The organism is Methylosinus sp. is20ea, from assembly GCF_059718135.1.
In genome coordinates this window covers 851,665-874,299 of sequence record NZ_AP046088.1, presented here as the reverse complement: position 1 = coordinate 874,299, position 22,635 = coordinate 851,665, and the positions used below count along the sequence as shown (strand labels likewise).

The following is a 22,635-nucleotide window of genomic DNA, read 5'->3' as shown; positions in this document are numbered from 1 at the left end:
CCCTCACCCGACCTCGCTTCGCGAGGCCACCCTCTCCCGCGCGCGGGAGAGGGGAAAACCCCAAGCGAGCGGCGATATTGCCGCGTAAGTGACGGAAGAGAAAATGGCTCGTGAACCAGAAGGCGGCCGCGGCCGCGACCGGGATCGGGACGACCGCGACAATGAGTTCGTGGACCGCCTCGTCCATATCAACCGTGTCGCCAAAGTGGTGAAGGGCGGCCGGCGCTTCGGCTTCGCCGCGCTCGTCGTGGTCGGCGACCAGAAGGGCCGCGTCGGCTATGGCCATGGCAAGGCGCGTGAAGTGCCGGAGGCGATCCGCAAGGCGACGGAAGCCGCCAAGCGCGCGCTGATCCGCGTGCCGCTGCGCGAGGGCCGCACGCTGCATCACGACGTCAACGGCCGCCATGGCGCGGGCCGCGTCGTGCTGCGCGCCGCGCCTCCCGGCACCGGCATCATCGCCGGCGGCCCGATGCGCGCCGTGTTCGAGACGCTCGGGGTTCACGACGTCGTGGCCAAGAGCCAGGGCTCGTCCAATCCCTACAACATGATTCGCGCGACGTTCGACGCGCTCGAGCGCGAGGATTCGCCGCGCTCGGTGGCGGCGCGCCGTTCTCTCAAGGTTTCCGCGCTTCAGGCGCGCCGTCAGGGCGCCGAAGCCGAAGCCGTCGACGCCTGAGAGGAGGGCTTGCGATGAGCGATAAGAAGATTACCGTCGAACAGACCGGCAGCGCGACCGGCCGTCCGGAGCGTCAGCGTAGGACGCTGACGGGCCTCGGCCTCACCCGCATCGGTCGTCGGCGCACTCTCGAGGACACGCCCGCGGTGCGCGGGATGATCGCGAAAGTCGCGCATCTCGTCAAAATCGTCGACGAGAAGTGAGGGCCGGAACAATGGTGAAGCTCAACGACCTCTCCGACAATCCCGGCGCAAGCAAGAATCGCATGCGTGTCGGCCGCGGCATCGGCTCCGGCAAGGGCAAGACCGCGGGACGCGGTGTGAAGGGCCAGAAGGCCCGCACCGGCGTCGCCGTGAAAGGCTTCGAAGGCGGCCAGATGCCTTTGCATCGCCGTCTGCCGAAGCGCGGATTCTACAATCCGTTCTCGACCGACTATAATGAGGTCAATCTCGGCCGCATTCAGCAGGCGGTGGAAGCGGGCAAGCTCGACGCCGCCGCGCCGGTCACCCTCGAGGCGCTGATCGCCGCCGGCGTCGTGGCCAAGCCGCGCGACGGCGTGAAGATTCTCGGCAATGGCAAGCTCGAGGCGAAGCTCGCCTTCGAGGTCGCGGCCGCGTCGAAATCGGCCGTGGCCGCGATCGAGAGCGCTGGCGGTTCGATCAAGCTGCTGGTCGCGGCGGAGGAGCCGGCCTCGGCCTGACGCCGACGCCCGTTTCGCCTCGCGAAGACCGGACGATCATTCGAGGCGGCCTATTTTTGCCGCCTCGAAGTTAGTCGTATCGACCAAAAAACTGGCGATCCGCCCATCCGTCGTGATACGGAGTCGCCTGTGCGAGCCGGCGAGAAGAGGCTAGACTTTTTTTTCGCCGACATCGTGCGATAGACATGCGCCGGGTCCGGCCCCTTCGACAGGGCTTGGCCGAAATCGGAGCGCGGCGTCGCGGCGGGCAGCGCTGCGTCGCTTCGACGCTCGCTTAAAAAAACCGCGCGGCGCGCGACGAGGGAGCCTCGCCCATGGCATCGGCAGCCGAACAGCTTGCGGCCAACGTCAATTTCTCCGCTTTCGGCAAGGCGGATGAGCTCAAGAAACGCATCTGGTTCACGCTCGGCGCGCTGATCGTCTATCGCCTCGGCACTTATGTGCCGCTGCCGGGCATCGACCCGGACGCCTTCGCCAAGAGCTTCTTCGGCCAATCGAAGGGCGTGCTCGAGCTGTTCAACATGTTCGCCGGCGGCGCCGTTCAGCGCAGCGCGATCTTCGCGTTGAACATCATGCCCTATATTTCCGCCTCCATCATCATTCAGCTGCTGACCACGGTCATACCGTCGCTCGAGCAGGTGAAGAAGGAAGGCGAGCAGGGCCGCAAGGTCCTCAACCAATATACGCGTTATCTCACCGTCATTCTGGCGACGTTCCAGGCCTACGGCATGGCGATCGGCCTCGAGGGCCAGCAAGGCGTCGTCACCGAGCCGGGGCTGTTCTTCCGCCTGACGACCGTCTGCACGCTCGTCGGCGGCACCATGTTCCTGATGTGGCTCGGCGAGCAGATCACCTCGCGCGGCATCGGCAATGGCTCCTCGCTGATTATTTTCGCGGGCATTGTCGCGGCCTTCCCGGCGGCGATCCTCAGCACTCTCGAGCTCGGCAAGCAGGGCGCGATCTCGACCGGCGTCATCCTCGGCGTGATCGCCATGTCCTTCTTCGTCATCGCCTTCATCGTCTATATGGAGCGAGCGCAGAGGCGATTGCTCATCACCTATCCCAAACGACAGCACGGCAATCGCGTCTATGAGGGGCAGACGTCCTTCCTGCCGCTCAAGCTCAACACCTCCGGCGTCATTCCGCCGATCTTCGCCTCCTCGCTGCTGCTGCTGCCGACGACGATCGCCAATTTCTACCAGACGCAGGGCACGGACAATATTTTCGCGACCATCTCCGCCTATTTCGGGCATGGACGGCCGCTCTACATGCTGTCCTATGTGGGGCTGATCGTGTTCTTCGCCTTCTTCTATACGGCGATCGTCTTCAATCCGACGGAGACCGCCGATAATCTGAAGAAGCATGGCGGCTTCATTCCGGGCATACGCCCTGGCGAGCGCACGGCGAAATTCATCGACGATGTGCTGATGCGCATCACCGTGCTCGGCGCCGCCTATCTGGCGATCATCTGCCTTCTGCCGGAGATGCTGATCTCCTACGCCAATCTGCCCTTCTATTTCGGCGGCACCTCGCTGCTCATCGTGGTGAGCGTGACGATGGATACGGTTGCGCAGATCCACGGCCATCTCCAGGCCCATCAATATGAGGGCCTGATCCGCAAGACGAAACTGCGCGGGCGACGCAAATGAGGCTGGTGCTGCTCGGACCGCCGGGCGCGGGCAAGGGCACGCAATCGGCTCGGCTCGTCGCGAAATATGCGATCCCTCAGCTTTCGACCGGCGACATGCTGCGCGCCGCCGTCGAGGCGAGGACTCCGATCGGCCTCGAGGCCAAGGAGATCATGGATCGCGGCGCGCTGGTGCCGGATGCGGTGGTGGTCGGCATCATCGGCCAACGCATCAAGCAGAAGGACGCCGAGGGCGGCTTCATCCTCGACGGCTTTCCGCGCACGGTCGCGCAGGCGCGCGCGCTCGATGAGCTGCTCGATCGCGAAGGGTTGCGGCTCGACGCCGTCATAGAGCTCGGCGTCGACGAGAACGCTCTCCTCGCGCGCATGCAGAATAGAGTCGACGAGACGCGCGCCCGCGGGGGCGATGTTCGCGCCGACGACAATCCGCAGGCGTTCAAGACGCGGCTCGAAGCCTATCGCAGCCAGACGGCGCCGGTGTCGGATTATTACGCCGGCAAGGGCGAGCTGAAGCTGGTGGACGGCATGGCGCCGGTCGACGCCGTCAGCGCGGCGATCGAGCAGGCGCTGACACGCTGAGCGCGCGGGAGCCTTCGGGTTCTCGGCGTCGAATGAGACGCGCGAGCCGCGACGGTTTCTGGGTAGCTCGAACGGATGCGAGCCTGAAGGCTCGCGGTCCGACGCGCACTCTGGACCGCGAGCCTTCAGGCTCGCTCGATATTCGCTAGAGCCTTTCCGTGTTTCAATGAAATACGGAAAGGCTCTATGCTTTTGTTCTGACCCGTTTCCAACGCCGAACCGGTATCCCCTTCGGCTGGAAACGCTCTGGTGAACGCTGCGCGCGGATACGGCGTCACTCGCAATCTATCTTGCGTCCGCGCAAATGGCAGCGCAGCAGCGGCGCCGCATGTGCGTCATAATTGGTGACGATCCACTCGCCCTCGCCGCGCTCGAAGGTCGCGAAGCCGAAAGTGGCGGCGACCCCGCGGCCACGCTCGACCGTCGCTTCGCCGATCGTCGCTCCGTCGAAATTGGCGGGAATGTTCGGGTCCATTGCCGTGCCGCCGACGCCGACGACGAATTGCGCTGGCCGATCTTCGCGATAGCTCATCGCCTCGAATGCGTGCAGATGGCCCGACAGGATCGCCTGAACGCCGCTCGGCAGGCCGTCATGCGCGGCGGCGGCGAGCGTCTCGTTCACGCCGAGCCTCTCTCCCTTCTTGGACTGGAAGAGCGAAAATATCGGCTTGTGGAACGCATACCAGACCGGTCCGGGGATATCCTTCGCCACCGCCAGCTGCTTGCGCAAAAAGGCGGCCTGCTCGCCGACGACAGTGCGCTCCTCCGCCTCGGTCGTGTCGAGGACGAAGAGCTTCGGATTGTCGAGATCGACCAGATAGGCCTCCTCCCGCTCGATGCATCGCCCGTCCTCGGAGGGTGGAACGGGTGAGAGGGCGCGAGTCCAGCCGTTGCCGGCGCGCGCGCAGATTTCATGATTGCCGCGCACGAGCACCAAGGGCGCGGCGCCGAGCAGGGCGGCGGCGGGCTCGAAGAAATCGGCTTTCCAGGTCTCCCAATTGTCGCCATGCGGCGAGCCGGCGCAGCCCTTCACGCCCGCCGGGCAGGCGTTTTCGCGATAGTGATAGTCGCCGACATGGACGACGAGATCCGGCGCGAGTTCGGCGGCCATATCCGCGGTGAGGCGGAACGGCCAGGCGCGGATCGAGTTGCAGTCCTGCAAGAACATGCCCTTGAGCCGGCAGCCCGTGTCGCCGAACACCAGAATCCTGTCGACGCGAGCGGGCGGCGGCGCGAGCGGCGAGCCGTCGATGGCGACGCTCTTCGCGCCTTTTGGAACATTCACGGCGCAAATGGTGACGGGAAAACCGTCTCCCGGCTGCGCGCGCGGCGTCATGAGGACGGCGCTGCCGTCGATCTCGGCCGTCGGACAGGAGGCGTTCTGCGTGATCGCGCGCGCCTGCCAGCCTTCGGCCGTCGCCTGCAGCCAGCGATAGGAATCGCCGGCGCGCGCCGGACCGACGAATGAGACCGCGACGAGCAGCAGCAAGGCGAACGCCCTTGCGCGAAACTCTCCTCTGTCATTCGCGTCGAAAGCGTGGGATTTGTAGGGCGTTGCGTCGACAGGGGTCATCTTTTCGCCGGTTTCGGAAAGTTGTCTCGGGCTCGGCCGCTGCGAAATGCGGGCCGCATCGACGAAATCGCCGTCGGCCAGGCGCGTCGCATGGGCTCACACGGAGGGAGGGACACTCCATGAAGAAGATTTTTGTTCTGGCGGCGGCGTTGGCCATGGCCGCGCCGCTCGCCGCCTGCAATACGCCCGGTGAGCGCGCCGCGGGCGGCGCCTTGATCGGCGGCGCGGGCGGAGCGGCGATCGGCGCCGCGGCCTCCGGCGGCCGCGCCGGCGGCACTTTGGCGGGGGCGGCGATCGGCGCTGCGACCGGCGCCGTCGTCGGAGCGGCTACGGCGCCGCCGCAGCAATGCGCCCGCTGGGGTTGGGATTACTACGGCAATCGCGTCTGCGTCGCCTATTATAATTACTGAACGAGAGCGGACGCGGAGCCCTTGGCTTCGCGTCCGCTGCTTTTTCTCTCGGCTGCCCCGCCGCATCAATCGGCGCGGGCGAGACCGAGCGCGCTGCGCAGCTCGGCACGGGCGGCGGCCGCCGCTTTTCGATAGTCCGGATCGAGCTCCGTGATCGCATGCACCGCATAGGCGATCAGCCGCGCCGCGGCCACGTCGGTCGGGAAATGCACGCCGCAGACGAGACGATTATGGGCGTAATCATCGGCGCGCGCGAGAATGTCGTCGCGTCGCTCCGGCGCGAGATCGATCAGCGCCAGACCCATCAGATAGCCGACCGTCGTATGGCCGCTCGGATAGGAATCGTCCTTCGTCTTGGTCTTGCACACCGGATGCAGCGTCTTGTCGACATTATACGGCCGGATGCGGTGGAAGGCCTCCTTGGCGGCGCCCGTATTGGCCGATTCATCCGCCTTCAGCCGCGCGCCCAGCGCGTCGACGGCCGGCAAATTCTCCTTGGTGAATTTGTCGCCGAAGACGGTCTTGAACAGGAAGATCGTCTGGTTGTCGTCGTCCGCTTTGGCGCGCGCGACCTGCTCGGCGGTGCGCGCATCCTCGATGCGATGCAGCTCGGCGAGCTCGGCGTCGTTCGTCGCGGAATGCGGCGCGGGCGGCGTGGCGAGTATTTCGAGAGGATGGCTCTGCTCCGGCGTGACGAAGCCCGCGTCGCGCGCGGCGGCGGGCGCGCAGAGCAGAGCGAAAACCAAGAACGTCGCGGCTGTCTTCTTCATTTATTGGGATCCCGGCGGCCGTCGTTCGATATCTCGCGCGGTCCCCGGGCCGCCCGGCCGCGCGCTCGGGGTAAAGCTTTCTAGCCGAAATTCGATGTCGGCGCGATGACCGGCTCGTCGCTTTCCGCCGGCGATTATTCGATCGGCAGGAACAGATCGGTGATCGTCTCATGCTCGGGGACATCGGGAAAGAAGCTGATCCGCTGACAGAATAGCGGAAAATCGCGGGCCTCCTCGCCGCTCGACGGCAGCCAGTCGCGATAGAGGAACAGCGCCGCCTGCTCCAGATTTTCGCTGGAGCCGATGACTCGCAAAACGGCGCAGCGTCCTCCCGGAATCACGCCGGCGGCGACGCCCTGCGCATTGGTTTCGATCGGACGATTGGCGCCGGCGCAGAGGTCGAGACGGAACGCGTCGGGCGGCGTCGTGCGCGGGTCGCAAGGGAAGATCGTATAGGTCGCGGCGATATCGCGCCCGAGCCCTGCGGCTCTGCGCCAATCGATGAAGCGCCGCACGGTCTCATAGACGAGCGCCGGGTCGCCTCTATGGGTCAGAATGGCGACCTGCGTCGCCGGAAACTCCCGCACGGCCACATCATTCGGCGAATAGATCATGTTTGCGCTCCTGGCTTTGTCGAGCGGCTGCAAGGCCGCGAGCCATTGCTCCCAATCGGGAGATTTGCGGAAGGCCGACGGCGTTTGCCCGACGCAATCACGAAACGCCCGGGCGAAAGCGTCCGGCGCCTCATAGCCGGCGTCCATGGCGATCTCGATCACCTTGGCGTCGTCGCGAAACGCCAGCCGATAGGACGCGCGCTTCATGCGGGCGAATTGGACATAGCGATGCGCCGAGAGGCCGAAAGTCGCGCTGAACTGCCGGTGGAAGTGGTGCTTCGAGAAAGCCGCCACGCCGCTGAGAGCCGTAAGGTCCAGATCCTCGTCGAGATGCCGGTCGATATGATCCAGCACGCGTCGCATTCGGGTCTGGTATTTCTCGAGCGCCGCTTTCGTCATCGCTTCCTCCGTGGCGCTTTCATGTAAGCCGTCGGGTCGGCGGCGCGCTCGACCGATCTTGCTCTCTCGCGGGCCCCCTTGAAAATTTCTCGCCGACCCGATGAAACACGGGAAAGGCCGCCGTCGAACCTCGACAGCGCGGCGCATAGAGCGCTTCCAGCCGAAGCAGACGCCGGTTCGGCGTCGGAAGCGCGTCAAAGCAAGAGACTCTAGGCCGCGCTAGCGGAGAAGCCGTCATGAAATTGACCAGAGTGTTTTTCTTCCTCCTCTTCAGTGTCGCGCCTTTGGGGCTCGCCCGGGCGGAGGGGCCGCCGACGCCGCGCTTCAAGGCGGTGGCTTTCGACTATTTCGTGCTCTTCGACGCCAATTCGGTGATTCCGGCGGTCGAGGCGGCCTATCCGGGCAAGGGCGCGGAATTCGCCAAGCTTTGGCGCGCCAAGCAGTTCGAATATTGCTTCCTGCGCTCGCTCACCGGCCGACACGCGGATTTTTTCGAGGTGACGGGCGATGCGCTCGCCTATGCGGCCGAAGCGATGAAGCTCGATCTTCCGCCGGAAAAGCGCGAGCGCCTGCTGAACGCCTATCTGACGCTCACCCCCTGGCCGGATACGCTGGATGCGCTGCGCCGGCTGAAAGCCGCCGGCGTGCGCGTCATCACCCTGGCGAATTTCAGCGGCCGAATGCTGCAGGCCAATGCCGAGCGCGCCGGCCTCACCGGCTATTTCGAGGAATTGCTGAGCACGGAGGTCAATAAGACCTATAAGCCCGATCCCAAGGCCTATGCGCTCGGAATGGCGCGGCTGAAGCTCGCCAAGGAGGAGATTCTCTTCGCGGCTTTCGGCAGTTGGGACGCCTATGGGGCCAAGGCCTTCGGCTATCCGACCATTTGGGTGAACCGTTTCGGCCTGCCGGCCGAAAAGCTCGGCGTCGCGCCCGACAAAATCGCCCCGGATATGAAAGGCCTGCTGGAGTTCGTCCTCGGACGCTCGTGAGAGCGGCGGGGCTCAGGCGATGTCGGCGTAGACCGCGTCGATGCGCGCGCCCCGGTCCGAGCCGGCGACGACGGCGAGCGACAAGCCGTTTCGCTCGGCCGCGTCGCGCACGCGCGCCTCGAGGCGTCGGGCCTCCGCTTCATTGGGCGTGAAGGCGAAGCCGGTCGGTCCCCAGGAGGTCTGTCCGACTCCGGTCGCGCCGGCCTCCGCCAGCCGGGCCAGCAGATTTTCGACGGCCGCGCTGGTGAAGCGTCTCCCGCCCTGCGCCGGCGCGAAATAATCCCCGACGATCGCCTGAATCGCCGTGACGGCGCCGCCGAAAGCGGCGAAATCTGCTTCCGCCGCCGCCGGCAGCGCCTGCATCAGCACGAGCCGGCACAATTTCCCGGCGTCCGCCTCCGAGAAGGGCGGCAATTCGGCGAAGGCCTTGCGCTCCGCGGCGCCGTGGAGGCCGATCGCAGCGGGATCGGACACGAGAAGAATGCGCCAATCCTCCGGGAAGGCGAGGCGGGAGAGGACGGGCGGCGTCGTGGTGTCGGCGCCGCGGCCGCCGTCCACGACGAGGCCGCCGCGCGTGAACAGCCCGGCGCCGAGGCCGGAGCGCGCCCCCCGTTGCAGCAGAGCGGCGTCCGCCTCCACATGCTGCGGCAGATCCTCGATGCGGCGCAGCGCGGCGGCGATCGCCAGCGCGAGCTGCGTGCCGGAGCCGAGGCCCGAATGCGGCGGGATCGCCTGATCGATCGTCAGCCTATAGCGCTTGCCGGGCGCGAGCGCCGCGACGGCGTTCTCCAGCAGCGCGCGGGCGCGCTCGGCGTCCGGGCCCGTGGCCTCCATCGTTTCGGCCGGCCGCAGCGTGAGTCGCGTCGTCGGAGCGTCGATGGAGAGGCCGAGCCCGCCGAATTTGCGGCCGAGCGCGCCATTCATGTCCAGGAAGCCGAGATGCAGTCTCGCCGCGGCGACGACGCTCACGCTGATCGGCATGGAGCCTCATTTTCGGACTTTGTGCGGAATATCCGCTATATCTCGCTTCCCGGCGCGGTTTCACGCCGTCGTCGACGGGCCTCGCGCGCAATCGACTAGGCCGAGTAAGGCGCCGCGCGTGCGAAGGCAAGGGCTCGTCTGGAGAAGCAAGGGCCCGTCGGGAGAAGAAGGGCTCGTCTGGGGATCAGGAGCTCGTCCGGGAAGACGAGCGAGAGAGGGGGACGCCATGGCCGCCGAGGAGCGCGTGTATTCGCAAGAGGAGATCGCCGCCCGCCTCGCCGCCGAGCTGCCGCACTGGCGGTTCGAGAACGGCTGGATTCGTCGCAAATTCAAGACCCATGGCTGGAAGGGCACGTTGATGGTCGTCAATACGGTCGGCCATCTCGCCGAGGCCGCTTGGCACCATCCGGACATCGCCGCCTCCTACGCTTTTGTCGAGGTGAAGCTGATGACGCATACGGCCAAGGGCGTGACCGACAAGGATTTCGAGCTCGCGCGCAAGATCGAGGAGGTCGTCTCCTGGCGGCCGGGCAAGGAGGGCGGCGCGCTCGAGGGAACGCCCGAGACCGACCAGCGCTTCGCCTATATCAAATACGACTGACCGAAATTTCTACCCCTTGGAGACGAGAGTGACGACGACTCGAGAGACGTCGCGCGAGCGGTTCTTTTCGCTCGTCGAGACGCGGCCGGTCATCATGGGCATCGTCAATGTGACGCCCGATTCCTTTTCCGACGGCGGCCGCTTCTTCGCGCCCGAGGCCGCTCTGGCCCAGGCGAGGAAGCTCGCCGCCGACGGCGCCGATATCGTCGACGTCGGCGCCGAATCGACGCGGCCGGGCCACACGCCCCTCACCGCCGAAGAAGAATGGACACGGCTCGCGCCGTTGCTGGACGCGCTTGTCTCGCAATGTGGCGTCCCGGTCTCTATCGACACCTATAAAGCGCAGACGGCCCGCCGCGCGCTCGCCGCGGGCGTCGCGATCGTCAATGATATCTGGGGCCTGCACCGCGATCCCGATATGGCCCCGGCGATCGCCGAGGCGGGCGCCGGCGTCGTCGCCATGCATAATCGCGCCGAAATCGCGCCGGAAATCGACATCGTCTCGGACATGCTCGGCTTTTTCGAGCGCTCTCTGGAGATCGCCGCGGCGGCGGGCGTGCCGGAGTCTCGCGTGATTCTCGATCCCGGCGTCGGCTTCGGCAAGACGCGCGAGCAGGATTTCGCGGCCCTGCGAGCCGTGCCCGAGCTGCTGCGATTCGGGCGGCCCGTGCTGATCGGCGTGTCGCGAAAGCGCCTCTTCGGAGCGCTGCTCGGCGCGGAGGTGGATGCGCGCCTCATCGCCACTGTGGCGGCGAATCTCATCGCGGCGATGGAGGGCGCGCGGATCTTCCGCGTCCATGACGCGGCCGAGCACAAAGCGGCCTTCGCCGTGCTCGACACTCTGACAACAAAGGGACAAAGACGATCATGACGATGGCTGAGACACGCGTCGGCTTCGGCTTCGGCAGCAATCTCGGGGATAGGCCGGCCAATATAAGACGGGCGGTCGCGCTCGTCGCGGAGCGCCGGATCGCCCGCCTCGACGCCGTCTCGCGCATCTACCGGACGCCGCCCTGGGGCGATCTCGACCAGGGCGATTTCGCCAACGCCTGCGCGCTCGGCTGGACTAGCCTCTCTCCCTATGAGCTGCTGGCGGCGGTCAAGACGATAGAGGCGGATATGGGCCGCACTCCGACGCGACGCTGGGGACCGCGGCTCATCGACGTCGATATTCTGTTTCTCGGCGATCACACATTGGATGACCCAGAGCTCACTCTGCCGCATAAGGAGCTGTTCTCGCGGGCCTTCGTGCTGAAGCCGCTGGCCGAGATCGGAGCCGATCTGACGCTCGACGGCATGTCGATCGCACGCGCCGCCGCCGAAGGCGCCGCGGATGGGATCGGAATCTGGGAGGAAAAGTCCACCGACGCCCGATGAGCTATGACGCCACAGCCTGAAAGGGTAGTCATATGGCCCATATGGGCGGGGAGTGGAAAGCGCCGTGAGAAATTCTAATAACTATATGAAATTACGTAATATATAAATTGATCGAAGTTCTCTATCAATGTGCTTATGGGTGGGTAGTATGATTGCTTAGGGGAAGGCGACCCCGCCCTAAAAAGTTTCCAATACCCGTCAATAGATTGCCATATACTACCCCATTGGATATTGTCATTACGAGGCGGAACGGAAATGGTTGCGGCTCGCCGAACGGGGGCGTTTCGGATGTTTTGGTCGCTGGGAGGCGTCGGACGTCCGGGGTTTTCGTTTCGCGCGGCGATTTCGAAAGAATTCGTCTCCGAGCAAACAAGAAGAAAGCCTTCGGTCGATCCTTTCGAAAGGATTGGCGCGGGGGTGAGAACGGGAGGTCGGGACAGCGCTTCGTCCGATGCGAGGAAGCGCCTGCTTTGACAATCAACCGCGGAGACGAAGGCGCGTGCCGAGCAGGGAGGCGGGACGCGGCGAAATCGCTTCGAGAATCCCTGGGAGCACTTAGGAGGAATTGAGATGAGCGTTACGACAGAGACATCGGCCGGCGCAGCCGCCGGCTCAGATGCCATCGTGGACCTGAAGACCATGTGGATCGGCATCGCCGTCCTCAACATTTTCTACCTGTTCATCCGTATCTACGAGCAGATCTTCGGCTGGCGCGCGGGTCTCGACTCGTTCGCTCCGGAGTTCCAGACGTATTGGCTGACGATGCTGTGGACGGAAATTCCGCTGGAGCTCGTCGCCGGTCTCGGCCTCGCCGGCTATCTGTGGAAGACCCGCGACCGCAATGTCGACGCGGTGACTCCGCGTGAGGAGCTTCGTCGTCACGTCGTGCTGCTGCAGTGGCTGACCGTTTACGCGGTCGCGATCTACTGGGGCGCGAGCTTCTTCACGGAGCAGGACGGCACTTGGCACATGACGGTGATTCGCGACACGGACTTCACGCCGTCGCACATCATCGAGTTCTATCTGAGCTATCCGATCTACTCGATCATGGGCGTGGGCTCGTTCTTCTACGCCAAGACCCGCATCCCTTACTTCGCTCACGGCTATTCGCTGGCGTTCCTGATCGTGGCCATCGGCCCGTTCATGATCATCCCGAATGTCGGCCTGAACGAGTGGGGCCACACCTTCTGGTTCATGGAAGAGCTGTTCGTCGCTCCGCTGCATTGGGGCTTCGTGTTCTTCGGCTGGATGGCGCTGGGCGTGTTCGGCGTGGTCCTGCAGATCCTGGGCAATGTGAAGCGCCTGCTGGGCAAGGACGGCGTCGAGGCGCTGATCGGCTGATAGCGGCCTGAGCTCTGGCCGCCCGCGTCTCGACGCGGACGGCCGCCTCTGGCGACTGAATTTTCCGAATGCTCCCGGGACGAAGGCTTCGTCCGGACAGCCGCACGCCGGCGGTTCGGACGGGGTTTCGGCGAGGAGTGGAAAAGAGCCCGCCGGAGAGAGGCGTATTTCAAAGGACAATCCGGCGCGAGAGAGCCGGAGACAGGTCTCGAGACGCCGGCGCAAAGACGTCGGGCGGACAGACACCAAGGAGAAGAGTGATGTCTACATCGAAGAGCGGGGGGGCTATCGGGCCTTTCCATTCCGTCGCGGAAGCGGCGGGATGCGTCAAGACGTCCGATTGGCTGATTCTGACGCTGCTGTTTCTGGCAGTGCTGGGCGGCTATCACATTCACTTCATGCTGACGGCGGGCGACTGGGACTTCTGGGTCGACTGGAAAGACCGTCGTATGTGGCCGACGGTCATCCCGATCCTGGGCGTGACCTTCGCGGCTGCGTCGCAGGCGTTCCTGTGGGAGAACTTCAAGCTCCCGTTCGGCGCGACCTTCGCGGTTCTGGGCCTTCTGATCGGCGAGTGGATCAACCGCTATGTGAACTTCTGGGGCTGGACCTACTTCCCGATCAGCCTGGTGTTCCCGTCGGCTCTGATCGTTCCGGCTCTGTGGCTGGACATCATCCTGCTGCTGTCTGGCAGCTATGTGATCACGGCCGTTGTCGGCGCTCTGGGCTGGGGCCTGCTGTTCTACCCGAACAACTGGCCGGCGATCGCCGCCTTCCACCAGGCGACCGAGCAGCATGGTCAGCTGATGTCTCTGGCCGATCTGATCGGCCTCCACTTCGTCCGCACCTCGATGCCGGAATACATCCGCATGGTCGAGCGCGGCACGCTGCGCACCTTCGGTAAGGACGTCGTGCCGGTGGCCGCGTTCTTCTCGGGCTTCGTGTCGATGCTCGTGTACTTCCTGTGGTGGTTCGTCGGCAAGTGGTACTCCACCACGAAGGTGATCAGCAAGATCTGATCGACCGCAAGGTCGTGGATCACGAGATCCCTCACGCGAGGAGGGGCGGCTGCGAAGGGCTCCTGCAAGAGAGTCCGGGACCGAGCCGCTCCCGACAAGGACGACAGCGGACGACCGGCCCGCAGGGCCGGTCCGCGAAGAGAAACTTGGGAGGTTGTTCCATGAAACTGTTGGAGAGAATGGCCGTGCTGGCGACCGGACGGGTCGCTCGGCTCTTCGGCCTGGGCATGGCGGCTGCGGTCGCTGCGACAATGGGCTCCGTCGCTCCGGCGTCGGCGCATGGCGAGAAGTCGCAGCAGGCGTTCCTGCGCATGCGCACGCTGAACTGGTATGACGTGAAGTGGTCGAAGACCTCGCTGAACGTCAACGAGTCGATGGTGCTTTCGGGCAAGGTGCACGTGTTCTCGGCTTGGCCGCAGGCCGTCGCGAACCCGAAGTCGTCGTTCCTGAACGCCGGCGAGCCGGGTCCGGTTCTGGTTCGCACGGCTCAGTTCATCGGCGAGCAGTTCGCTCCGCGCTCGGTTTCGCTCGAGGTCGGCAAGGACTATGCGTTCCAGATCGATCTGAAGGCGCGCCGCGCGGGCCGTTGGCACGTTCATGCGCAGATCAACGTCGAAGGCGGCGGCCCGATCATCGGACCCGGCCAGTGGATCGAGATCAAGGGCGACATGGCGGACTTCCGCGACCCTGTCACGCTGCTGGACGGCACGACCGTGGACCTCGAGACCTACGGCATCGACCGCATCTACGCTTGGCACTTCCCGTGGATGATCGCTGGCGCCGCCTGGATCCTCTACTGGTTCTTCAAGAAGGGCATCATCGCTTCCTACCTGCGCATCAGCGAAGGCAAGGACGAGGAGCAGATCGGTGACGACGACCGCCGCGTCGGCGCTATCGTTCTCGCTGTGACGATCCTGGCGACGATCATCGGCTACGCCGTGACGAACAGCACCTTCCCGCGCACGATCCCGCTTCAGGCCGGCTTGCAGAAGCCGCTGACGCCGATCGTCGAGGAAGGCACGGCTGGCGTGGGCACCAAGGTTGTTCTCGCCGACCTCAAGGGCGGCGTCTACAAGGTCCCGGGCCGCGAGCTGACGATCCAGGTCAAGATCACCAACAAGACGGACGAGCCGCTGAAGCTCGGCGAATATACGGCTGCCGGCCTTCGCTTCCTGAACCCCGACGTGTTCACGACGAAGCCCGAGTTCCCGGACTATTTGCTGGCCGACCGCGGTCTGTCGACGGATCCGACGCCGATCGCGCCGGGCGAGACGAAGACGATCGAGGTGAAGATTCAGGACGCGCGCTGGGATATCGAGCGTCTCTCGGATCTGGCCTATGACACGGACAGCCAGATCGGCGGTCTGCTGATGTTCTTCGGCCCGTCGGGCAAGCGCTACGCCACCGAGATCGGCGGCCCGGTCATTCCGAAGTTCGTCGCCGGCGACATGCCCTGATCGAACCCATGCTCTGATCGAACCTCGGATAGAGGCTGAAACATTCGCCGGCCGGGCCTCGCGCCCGGCCGGTTTCTTTTTGTGAGGGCCTTGGTCTCATCGTTCCGGCGCTTCTTGCAACGAAAGCGAGAGCGGATTAAGTCCAATCGAGACCTCTCGGCGCTCATCGGGGGAAAGAGCATGTCGAGCCGCCGTTTTTTTCAATCGCTCTTGCTGGCTTCGCTCATCGCGACGAGCGCGGCGTCGATCGCATCGGCGCGCGGCGATCTGCTCCCCGACAAAGACAGCTGCGTGCTCAAGATCGGCCCGGAGCTCATGTATTTCGCCGGCTATCAGCCCGGAGACCCGCAGCAGCGCAAATTCTGCGAGGACGCCCCGCAATTGGGGGAGACGATCTTCGTTTTCGATTATGCGGCGCCCGAGCTGCGCGAGATGAAGGCCGGCTTCCGCATCCTGCGCCAGACCGACGACGGCGAAGATCCTGTCGACATAGAGGCCGCGACCACTGCGTCGCTGGCGCCGCAGATCTATCCCAAAGGGACGTTTTCTTTCGCGCATGTCTTCACTCAGCCGGGCGAATTCGTCGGCGAGGTCACCGTCGACGGCGCCGCCGGGGAGCATTGGAAGGCGCGCTTTCCCTTTTCCGTGGGCAAGCGTCGTATCGAGATCAGCCCTTATTACCTGATCGCCGCCGCGGGCTTCCTCGCCTTGTTTCTGTTCATCTCCAGCCGGACGCATGCCAGCGGCTCGCGGCGCTGATCGATCCGAGCGTCGCGCTACGATCCTCTCGAAAAACCATGAAAACGACGCTCTGTGAGCGAGCGCCCCCGTTTACAGCCAGGTCGAAATATATTAGTCCATAAAATGACTGAATTTATAGACCATACAAGGAGACCAGAATGCGGAGCGTTTCAATCTCGCGGCGCCGCCTCGGCGCGGCCATCGCTTTCGCCGCCAGCATGTCGATCCTCGTCGATGCGACGGCGCAGGCGGCGACGGCGCTGCTCAATGTCTCCTATGATCCGACGCGCGAGCTCTATAAGGCGATCAATCCCGCATTCATTGCCGATTGGAAGGCGAAGACCGGCGAGACCATCGAGATCCAGGCGTCCCACGCCGGCTCCGGCGCGCAGGCGCGCGCGGTGATCGACGGCCTTTCCGCCGATGTCGTGACGCTGGCGCTCGCCGCCGACATCGACGCGATCGTGAACAAGACCGGCAAGATCGCGCCCGACTGGCAGAAGAAGCTGCCGAACAACGCCTCGCCCTATACGTCGACGATCGTCTTCCTGGTCCGCAAGGGCAATCCGAAGAAAATCAAGAATTGGGACGATCTGGCCAAGCCCGGCGTCTCGGTGGTCACGCCCAATCCCAAGACCTCGGGCGGCGCGCGCTGGAACTATCTCGGCGCCTGGGGCTACGGCCTCAAGAAGTTCAATGGCGACGAGGCGAAGACGAAGGAGTTCGTCAAGGCGATCTACAAGAATGCGCCCGTGCTCGACACTGGCGCGCGCGGCTCCACGATCACCTTCGCCCAGCGTGGTCTCGGCGACGTGCTGATCGCCTGGGAGAATGAGGCCTTCCTCGCCTTCGAGGAGTTCGGCAAGGACAAATTCGAGATCATCGTGCCCTCGACCTCCATCCTCGCCGAGCCGCCGGTCGCCGTCGTCGACGGCAATGTCGATCCCAAAGGCACGCGCAAGGCGGCGGAGGCCTATCTGAACTTCCTCTACACGCCGACCGCGCAGGCGATCATCGCCAAGAATTATTATCGTCCCGCGCATCCGGAATTCGCCGCTAAGGACGATCTGAAGCGCTTGCCCAAGCTCGAGCTCTTCACCGTCGATCAGGTTTTCGGCGGATGGACGAAAGCGCAGAAGACCCACTTCGCCGACGGCGGCGTCTTCGACGATATTCAAAAGCAATAAAGCTCGGGATCTCTCATGAGCGCCTCCGCGCCCACCGCGAAAAGAAAGGCTCGGAGCTTCACGGCTCCGAGCGTCATTCCCGGATTCGGGCCGACGTTCGGCTTCACCATCTTCTATCTGAGCCTCGTCGTCCTGTTTCCGCTGTCGCTGCTGATCATCCGCGCCTCGGCGCTCGGCTTCTCCGGGCTCGTTGGAATCGCCCTCGAGCCGCGCGTGGCGGCGGCCTTGCGCACCAGCTTCTTCATCTCCTTCGCCGCGGCCGCGATCGATGTGGTCTTCGGCCTCGTCACCGCCTGGGTGCTCACGCGCTATGAGTTTCCGGGCCGCCGCTTTCTCGACGCCATCGTCGATCTGCCTTTCGCGCTGCCGACGGCGGTCGCCGGCATCGCGCTCGCGGCGCTCTATGCGCCCAATGGCTGGCTCGGCGAGCCGCTCGCCGATTACGACATAAAGATCGCCTTCACGCGCTGGGGCATTCTGGTCGCTCTGGTGTTCGTCGGCCTGCCTTTCGTCGTGCGCACGGTGCAGCCGCTGCTCGCCGAGATCGACGCCGAGCTCGAGGAGGCGTCGGCGACGCTCGGCGCGCACCGCGCGCAGACGATTTGGCGCGTCCTGCTGCCGCCGATTCTGCCGGCGCTGCTCACCGGCTTCGCGCTGGCTTTCGCGCGCAGCGTCGGCGAATATGGCTCGGTGATCTTCATCGCCGGCAATCTCGCCTATATTTCGGAAATCGCGCCCTTGCTGATCATCGTCAAGCTGGAGCAGTTCGACTATGCCGGGGCCACTGGCATTGCGACGATCATGCTGGCGATCTCATTCTCCGTGCTGCTCGCGATCAATCTGATCCAGGCGTGGAGTCAGAGGAGGTTCGGCCATGTCTGAGGCGATCAATAAATGTCTGAGGCGATCATAAATGTCTGAGGCGATCGCTCCCGCGATTTCCATTGCCGCGCCGCGCCGCGTGACAGAGGAGGCTCCGCTCACGCGCTATGTGCTGATCGGCGTCGCCGTGGGCTTTCTCGGCCTGTTCCTGCTGCTGCCGCTCGCCGTCGTCTTCACCGAGGCTCTCGCCAAGGGCGCCGGCGCCTTTTTCGCGACCTTCGACGAGCCGGATGCGCGCGCAGCGATCCGCCTCACTCTGGTCGTCGCGGCGGTCGTCGTGCCGCTCAATGCGCTCTTCGGCCTCTGCGCGGCCTGGTCGATCGCGAAATTCTCCTTTCCGGGCAAGAGCGTGCTGATCACGCTCATCGATCTGCCCTTCTCGGTCTCGCCGGTCGTTTCGGGCCTCGTCTATGTGCTCGTCTTCGGCTCGCAGGGACTTTTCGGGCCGTTTTTGTCCGCGCATGGAATTCAGGTGGTCTTCGCCATTCCGGGCATTGTTCTTGCGACGATCTTCGTCACTTTCCCCTTTGTCGCGCGCGAGCTGATCCCGCTCATGCAGGAGCAGGGGACAGTGGAGGAGGAGGCGGCGCTGACGCTCGGGGCGAGCGGCTTCCGCACTTTTCTCACAGTGACCTTGCCCAACATCAAATGGGGCCTGCTCTATGGCGTGCTCCTCGCCAACGCCCGCGCCATGGGCGAGTTCGGCGCGGTGTCGGTCGTCTCGGGCCATATTCGCGGCCTGACCAACACGATACCTCTCCAGGTGGAGATCCTCTACAATGAGTATAACATCGTCTCGGCGTTTGCCCTCGCCTCCCTCCTGGCTGGGCTGGCTCTCGTCACTCTTGGATTCAAGACGCTTCTCGAATGGCGCTTCGCCGGTCAAATCGCCGGCAGACGCCGTCACTGACGGCGCGCCGCATCTGTATGGCGTCGAGATCCGGATCGAGGGCGTCGAGAAGGATTTCGGCGATTATCCGGCGCTGCGCGACGTCAATCTGACGATCGGACGCGGCGAGCTGGTCGCGTTGCTCGGGCCGTCGGGCTCGGGCAAGACGACGCTGCTGCGCGCTATCGCCGGCCTTTCCAATCCCGAACGCGGCCGCATTCTCTTCGACGGCGAGGACGCCACGACGCTGTCGGTGCAGGAGCGGCGCGTCGGCTTCGTGTTCCAGAATTATGCGCTGTTCAAGCATCTGACCGTCGCCGGCAATATCGCCTATGGGCTGAAGGTGCGCCCGCGCCGCTCGCGTCCGTCCCGCGCGGAGATCGCCGAGCGCGCGCGAAAGCTGCTCGAATTCGTGCAGCTCGACGGGCTCGGCGCGCGCTATCCGGCGCAGCTCTCCGGCGGCCAGCGGCAGCGCGTGGCGCTCGCCCGCGCGCTCGCCATCGAGCCGCGCGTGCTGCTGCTGGACGAGCCTTTCGGCGCGCTCGACGCGCGCGTGCGCAAGGATTTGCGCCGCTGGCTGCGCGATGTGCATCGCCAGACCGGCCTCACCACCGTCTTCGTGACGCATGACCAGGACGAGGCGATGGAGCTCGCCGATCGCGTCGTGGTGCTGGACAAGGGCCGCATCGAGCAGATCGGCACGCCGGACGAGCTCTATGACCGGCCGGCTTCGCCCTTCGTGCTCTCCTTCGTCGGCGAGGCGCTGGCGCTGCCGGTGCAGGTCGCCGACGGCAAGGTGATCTTCCAGGGCAAGGAGCTGCACGTCTCCTCGGAAAATCTGCGCAACGGACCGGCGCGCGTCTATTTCCGTCCCGCCGATATCGCTCTGCATGGCGGCCAGATCGGCGCGCTCGAGGGTCGCGTCGAGTCGGTGCGGCGCACGGCCGCCGGCCTGCGCGCTTCGATCTCCATTCCCGGCTACGACCAGACCGTCGAGGTCGACACGGATGACCGCGAGGGCGCGAAGCTCGGCAGCAGCGTGCCGCTGTCGCTGAACAATGTGCGGATTTTCTCGACCGCGGCCGAGGAGACGCTCGGCGACGGCGCGGGGATTTGAATCGGGCCCGGCGGTCAAACGATGATCAGCCATCTGTCGATCGGCGTGTCCGATCTCGGGCAGGCAGTGGAGTTTTATGACGCCGTCCTCGCTGCGCTCGGCTATGTGCGGCTCTACACCGGATCCAGGTCGGTCGGCTATGGGACGCCGGATGGGCGCGAGCCTTTCGCTCTGAAGCAACGCTCGGCGTCCGACATAGGCGTCGACGCGGGCTTTCATCTGGCTTTCGTCGCGCCGACTCCCGAGGCCGTTCGCGCTTTCCACACCGAAGCGCTCGCGCGCGGCGCGCAGGACGACGGAGCGCCCGGTCCGCGGCCGCGCTATGGGCCGAGCTACTATGCTGCATTCGTGATCGACCTCGACGGACACAAGCTCGAAGCCGTATACGAGTAGCTTCGCGGGGTGGCCGGCGCTCGACTCTGCCGCTGAAGCGCCGGACGGCGGCGAAGGCTCAGAGAACAGCGGACGAGAGGGATGTGATCGCCTTCTTATCAGCGAGCCATTCGGCGAACTGCTTCACCCCGCCGACGCCGTCCTCGACGACGGCCTCATAGACATATGCGCTCGGAATCCTGTTTTCCGACGATCCGGATTTCATCGCCGCCAACGCCTGTTTGATGATCAGTATCGTCTTCCGGCGGTCGTCGTCGAGACGCGGCGGGAGCGTCTGCAAGTGGCGCAGGTCTGGTTGCCGTTCGGGCCGATCCACCGCCCATATATCGAGAGTCCAGTCGATTCCGTCGCCGGCGCGCGCCGACACTCCGAGATACAGGCCGTCCGGATAGCTTGCCGGATCGGCGTTCCACGCGCCGCTGTCGTTTCTGAAGCGGACGGAAACCACATAGCGATCCATCGACATGAGTTCGGCTCCAGCGCGAATGAAGGCCTCGCGCGCCTCGCCGGATAGGCTTTCGCAAACCACGGTGATGTCGATGTCTCGGCGAACCATCAGGCCGAGAGCGTAACTGCCGACCCCGATCGGTTTGCCGACGCGGCTCAGTAAACCGTCCAGATCGAGGAGCTCGACGATCTGGTCGGCTTCCTGCTGCAGAAGCCTTTGAGTCCTCAGAACATCGTCCATTTCGACGCCCCATATGTCGAAAGCGCATCTCGGATCGAACTTTCATAAAATAAAAGCAGAGGAGTCGCCATGCGGCTCCGCTTATACCCGAGAGCGCCGAGAAATGGCGCGGCGATTGCTTCGGTCCGATGTCTGATCCAGAAGGCGACATGCGCCCTCATGCCCAGGCGAAGGCACTTCGACCCGGGAGACGGCGATGCGATTCTCCGGACGCAGCCGCAGCATGTGCGAATGGGACGATTTCGCAGAGGATGCGAAAGCGCTCGACGATCTTCTCGAGGCGGACGGCTCCGGCGCATTGTCGCCCTTTCTTCTCCTTTCGCAGCCCGGCGTCGGCGCGACGGATCAGCGGCGCTGCTCCGAGCTGTGGACGCGCGATCGGCGCGCGGCGTCCGCGACGCAGCGGCGCTCGCTCGACTTCCGCTTCCGCGCCTTGGACGGGCGCAAGATCAAGCTCGGCTATCTCTCCAATGATTTCCACGACCATGCGACGGCGCTGCTGCTGATCGAGACGCTCGAGGCGCATGATCGCGAGCGCTTCTCGGTCAACGCCTATTCCTATGGGGCGGATGACGGGAAGGCGATGCGCCGCCGCCTCGTCGGCGCCTTCGACTCCTTCGTCGACATCAAGGCGCTCTCCGATGGCGACGCCGCGCGCGCGATCCATCGCGACGAGGTGGACATACTCATCGATCTCAAGGGCTTCACCGCCAATGCGCGCACTGGCATCCTCATGCTGCGTCCGGCGCCCGTGCAGGTGAATTATCTCGGCTATCCCGGCACGCTCGGCGCGGAGCTCTGCGACTACATCATCACCGACGATTATGTGACGCCCCTCGCATCCGCCGCCGATTATTCGGAATCATTCGCCTATATGCCGCACAGCTATCAGCCGCGCGGCCGCGCCGGGGCGATCGGGCTGAAGCCCGCGCGCAAGGCCATGGGGCTGCCGGAGCAGGGCGTCGTCTTCTGCTGCTTCAACCAGGCCTATAAATTCACCCCGGAGATGTTCGATGTCTGGTGCCGGCTGCTGGACGCCGCGCCCGGCAGCGTCCTGTGGCTGCTCGCCGCGCCTATGGCGGAGGGCAATCTGCGCAATGAGGCGTGGCAGCGGGGCGTGAACGCGAATCGTCTCGTCTTCGCGCCGGATATGGCGCAGGGCGAGCATCTCGCCAGACTTCAGCTCGCCGATCTCGTCCTCGACACGGCGCCTTACAACGCCCATACGACGGCGAGCGACGCGCTGTGGGCTGGCGCGCCGATGATCACCTGCAGCGGCTCGACCTTTCCGTCGCGTGTCGCGGGGAGCCTGCTGCGCGCGGTCGGCATGCCCGAGCTCATCACCGACGATCTCGGCGGCTATTTCGATCTCGCGAGCGGCCTCGCCGCGGATCCGGGCCGGTTGGCGAGAACGAGGGCCAAGCTCGCCGGCAATCGCGCCGGGGCGGCGCTGTTCGATGTGGACGGCTATACGCGCGATCTCGAGGGGCTCTATCAGACGATGTGGCGGCGCCATGCGGCGGGCCTGCCGCCGGCGGCCATTCTGGCGGGGTAGCGCGACGATGGGCGCGTTTCCTTCTCCCACAAGGGAGAAGGCGGCT

Annotated in this window: 25 protein-coding genes; 20 read left to right on the top strand and 5 right to left on the bottom strand. The window is 64.9% G+C overall.

Annotated elements, in window-relative coordinates; genetic code table 11:
• The first annotated feature begins 103 nt into the window (after window positions 1–103).
• From rpsE to AC6IY7_RS03930, 5 genes are all read left to right on the top strand, one after another.
• On the top strand, window positions 104–676 hold the full coding sequence (rpsE, locus tag AC6IY7_RS03950; RefSeq protein WP_018266623.1) for a 30S ribosomal protein S5: 573 nt from the start codon (window positions 104–106) through the stop codon (window positions 674–676).
• Between the two features lie 14 nt (window positions 677–690).
• Complete coding sequence (gene rpmD / locus AC6IY7_RS03945) at window positions 691–879, top strand: 50S ribosomal protein L30 (RefSeq protein ID WP_497781722.1); 189 nt, start codon at window positions 691–693, stop codon at window positions 877–879.
• A gap of 14 nt (window positions 880–893) precedes the next feature.
• Window positions 894–1,376, top strand: a complete 483-nt coding sequence (rplO, locus tag AC6IY7_RS03940) for a 50S ribosomal protein L15 (protein ID WP_497782776.1) — start codon at window positions 894–896, stop codon at window positions 1,374–1,376.
• Window positions 1,377–1,690: 314 nt separating this feature from the next.
• Window positions 1,691–3,025, top strand: a complete 1,335-nt coding sequence (gene secY, locus AC6IY7_RS03935; protein ID WP_497781721.1) for a preprotein translocase subunit SecY — start codon at window positions 1,691–1,693, stop codon at window positions 3,023–3,025.
• Window positions 3,022–3,603 carry an adenylate kinase gene (locus AC6IY7_RS03930; protein WP_497781720.1) on the top strand — a complete coding sequence of 194 codons (582 nt, stop codon included), beginning with the start codon at window positions 3,022–3,024 and terminating at the stop codon, window positions 3,601–3,603. The genes secY and AC6IY7_RS03930 overlap by 4 nt, the downstream gene beginning before the upstream one ends.
• 274 nt (window positions 3,604–3,877) lie before the next feature.
• On the opposite strand, the gene AC6IY7_RS03925 is transcribed toward AC6IY7_RS03930, so the two are convergent.
• Window positions 3,878–5,176: a metallophosphoesterase family protein gene (locus AC6IY7_RS03925; protein WP_497781719.1), complete on the bottom strand. Its 1,299-nt coding sequence runs from the start codon at window positions 5,174–5,176 to the stop codon at window positions 3,878–3,880.
• A 119-nt stretch (window positions 5,177–5,295) separates the two neighbouring features.
• Between AC6IY7_RS03925 and AC6IY7_RS03920 the strand changes: the two genes are divergently transcribed.
• The gene (locus tag AC6IY7_RS03920; protein WP_497781718.1) at window positions 5,296–5,586 is read left to right on the top strand and encodes a YMGG-like glycine zipper-containing protein; all 291 of its coding nucleotides are present in this window, start codon (window positions 5,296–5,298) and stop codon (window positions 5,584–5,586) included.
• Between the two features lie 65 nt (window positions 5,587–5,651).
• Here the strand turns inward: AC6IY7_RS03920 and AC6IY7_RS03915 are convergent, their stop codons facing one another.
• Both AC6IY7_RS03915 and AC6IY7_RS03910 read right to left on the bottom strand, forming a co-directional pair.
• Complete coding sequence (locus AC6IY7_RS03915; RefSeq protein WP_497781717.1) at window positions 5,652–6,356, bottom strand: acid phosphatase; 705 nt, start codon at window positions 6,354–6,356, stop codon at window positions 5,652–5,654.
• A 134-nt stretch (window positions 6,357–6,490) separates the two neighbouring features.
• On the bottom strand, window positions 6,491–7,369 hold the full coding sequence (locus AC6IY7_RS03910) for an AraC family transcriptional regulator (RefSeq protein ID WP_497781716.1): 879 nt from the start codon (window positions 7,367–7,369) through the stop codon (window positions 6,491–6,493).
• Window positions 7,370–7,605: 236 nt separating this feature from the next.
• Between AC6IY7_RS03910 and AC6IY7_RS03905 the strand changes: the two genes are divergently transcribed.
• The gene (locus AC6IY7_RS03905; RefSeq protein ID WP_497781715.1) at window positions 7,606–8,361 is read left to right on the top strand and encodes a haloacid dehalogenase type II; all 756 of its coding nucleotides are present in this window, start codon (window positions 7,606–7,608) and stop codon (window positions 8,359–8,361) included.
• Between the two features lie 12 nt (window positions 8,362–8,373).
• Here AC6IY7_RS03905 and AC6IY7_RS03900 read toward each other — a convergent pair whose 3' ends face one another.
• Window positions 8,374–9,342, bottom strand: a complete 969-nt coding sequence (locus AC6IY7_RS03900; RefSeq protein ID WP_497781713.1) for a beta-ribofuranosylaminobenzene 5'-phosphate synthase family protein — start codon at window positions 9,340–9,342, stop codon at window positions 8,374–8,376.
• Between the two features lie 226 nt (window positions 9,343–9,568).
• On the opposite strand from AC6IY7_RS03900, the gene AC6IY7_RS03895 reads away from it, so the two are divergent.
• From AC6IY7_RS03895 to AC6IY7_RS03840, 12 genes are all read left to right on the top strand, one after another.
• Window positions 9,569–9,943: a 4a-hydroxytetrahydrobiopterin dehydratase gene (locus AC6IY7_RS03895; RefSeq protein WP_497781712.1), complete on the top strand. Its 375-nt coding sequence runs from the start codon at window positions 9,569–9,571 to the stop codon at window positions 9,941–9,943.
• 94 nt (window positions 9,944–10,037) lie between these two features.
• Complete coding sequence (gene folP, locus AC6IY7_RS03890; RefSeq protein WP_497782775.1) at window positions 10,038–10,814, top strand: dihydropteroate synthase; 777 nt, start codon at window positions 10,038–10,040, stop codon at window positions 10,812–10,814.
• On the top strand, window positions 10,811–11,320 hold the full coding sequence (folK, locus tag AC6IY7_RS03885; RefSeq protein ID WP_497781711.1) for a 2-amino-4-hydroxy-6-hydroxymethyldihydropteridine diphosphokinase: 510 nt from the start codon (window positions 10,811–10,813) through the stop codon (window positions 11,318–11,320). The genes folP and folK overlap by 4 nt, the downstream gene beginning before the upstream one ends.
• A gap of 570 nt (window positions 11,321–11,890) precedes the next feature.
• Entirely contained in the window at window positions 11,891–12,661 is a 771-nt protein-coding gene (gene amoC / locus AC6IY7_RS03880; RefSeq protein WP_497780824.1) for a bacterial ammonia monooxygenase, subunit AmoC, read from the top strand.
• A gap of 260 nt (window positions 12,662–12,921) precedes the next feature.
• Window positions 12,922–13,680, top strand: coding sequence for a bacterial ammonia monooxygenase, subunit AmoA (gene amoA, locus AC6IY7_RS03875; protein ID WP_497780823.1), 759 nt, complete (start codon window positions 12,922–12,924; stop codon window positions 13,678–13,680).
• 161 nt (window positions 13,681–13,841) lie between these two features.
• A complete protein-coding gene (gene amoB, locus AC6IY7_RS03870; RefSeq protein ID WP_497780822.1) occupies window positions 13,842–15,137 on the top strand; it encodes a bacterial ammonia monooxygenase, subunit AmoB in 1,296 nt (431 codons plus the stop codon).
• 180 nt (window positions 15,138–15,317) lie between these two features.
• Complete coding sequence (locus AC6IY7_RS03865) at window positions 15,318–15,896, top strand: hypothetical protein (protein ID WP_497781710.1); 579 nt, start codon at window positions 15,318–15,320, stop codon at window positions 15,894–15,896.
• A 140-nt stretch (window positions 15,897–16,036) separates the two neighbouring features.
• Window positions 16,037–17,065, top strand: coding sequence for a sulfate ABC transporter substrate-binding protein (locus tag AC6IY7_RS03860; RefSeq protein WP_497781709.1), 1,029 nt, complete (start codon window positions 16,037–16,039; stop codon window positions 17,063–17,065).
• Between the two features lie 15 nt (window positions 17,066–17,080).
• A complete protein-coding gene (cysT, locus tag AC6IY7_RS03855; protein WP_497781708.1) occupies window positions 17,081–17,947 on the top strand; it encodes a sulfate ABC transporter permease subunit CysT in 867 nt (288 codons plus the stop codon).
• A 31-nt stretch (window positions 17,948–17,978) separates the two neighbouring features.
• Entirely contained in the window at window positions 17,979–18,857 is an 879-nt protein-coding gene (cysW, locus tag AC6IY7_RS03850) for a sulfate ABC transporter permease subunit CysW (protein WP_497781707.1), read from the top strand.
• Between the two features lie 13 nt (window positions 18,858–18,870).
• A complete protein-coding gene (locus AC6IY7_RS03845; protein WP_497782774.1) occupies window positions 18,871–19,953 on the top strand; it encodes a sulfate/molybdate ABC transporter ATP-binding protein in 1,083 nt (360 codons plus the stop codon).
• Window positions 19,954–19,974: 21 nt separating this feature from the next.
• Entirely contained in the window at window positions 19,975–20,346 is a 372-nt protein-coding gene (locus AC6IY7_RS03840) for a VOC family protein (protein WP_497781706.1), read from the top strand.
• Between the two features lie 58 nt (window positions 20,347–20,404).
• Here the strand turns inward: AC6IY7_RS03840 and AC6IY7_RS03835 are convergent, their stop codons facing one another.
• Window positions 20,405–21,034 (bottom strand): hypothetical protein, encoded by a 630-nt coding sequence (locus tag AC6IY7_RS03835; protein ID WP_497781705.1) that lies wholly within the window; start codon window positions 21,032–21,034, stop codon window positions 20,405–20,407.
• A 196-nt stretch (window positions 21,035–21,230) separates the two neighbouring features.
• Between AC6IY7_RS03835 and AC6IY7_RS03830 the strand changes: the two genes are divergently transcribed.
• The gene (locus AC6IY7_RS03830) at window positions 21,231–22,589 is read left to right on the top strand and encodes an O-linked N-acetylglucosamine transferase, SPINDLY family protein (protein WP_497781704.1); all 1,359 of its coding nucleotides are present in this window, start codon (window positions 21,231–21,233) and stop codon (window positions 22,587–22,589) included.
• The last annotated feature ends 46 nt before the right edge of the window (window positions 22,590–22,635 follow it).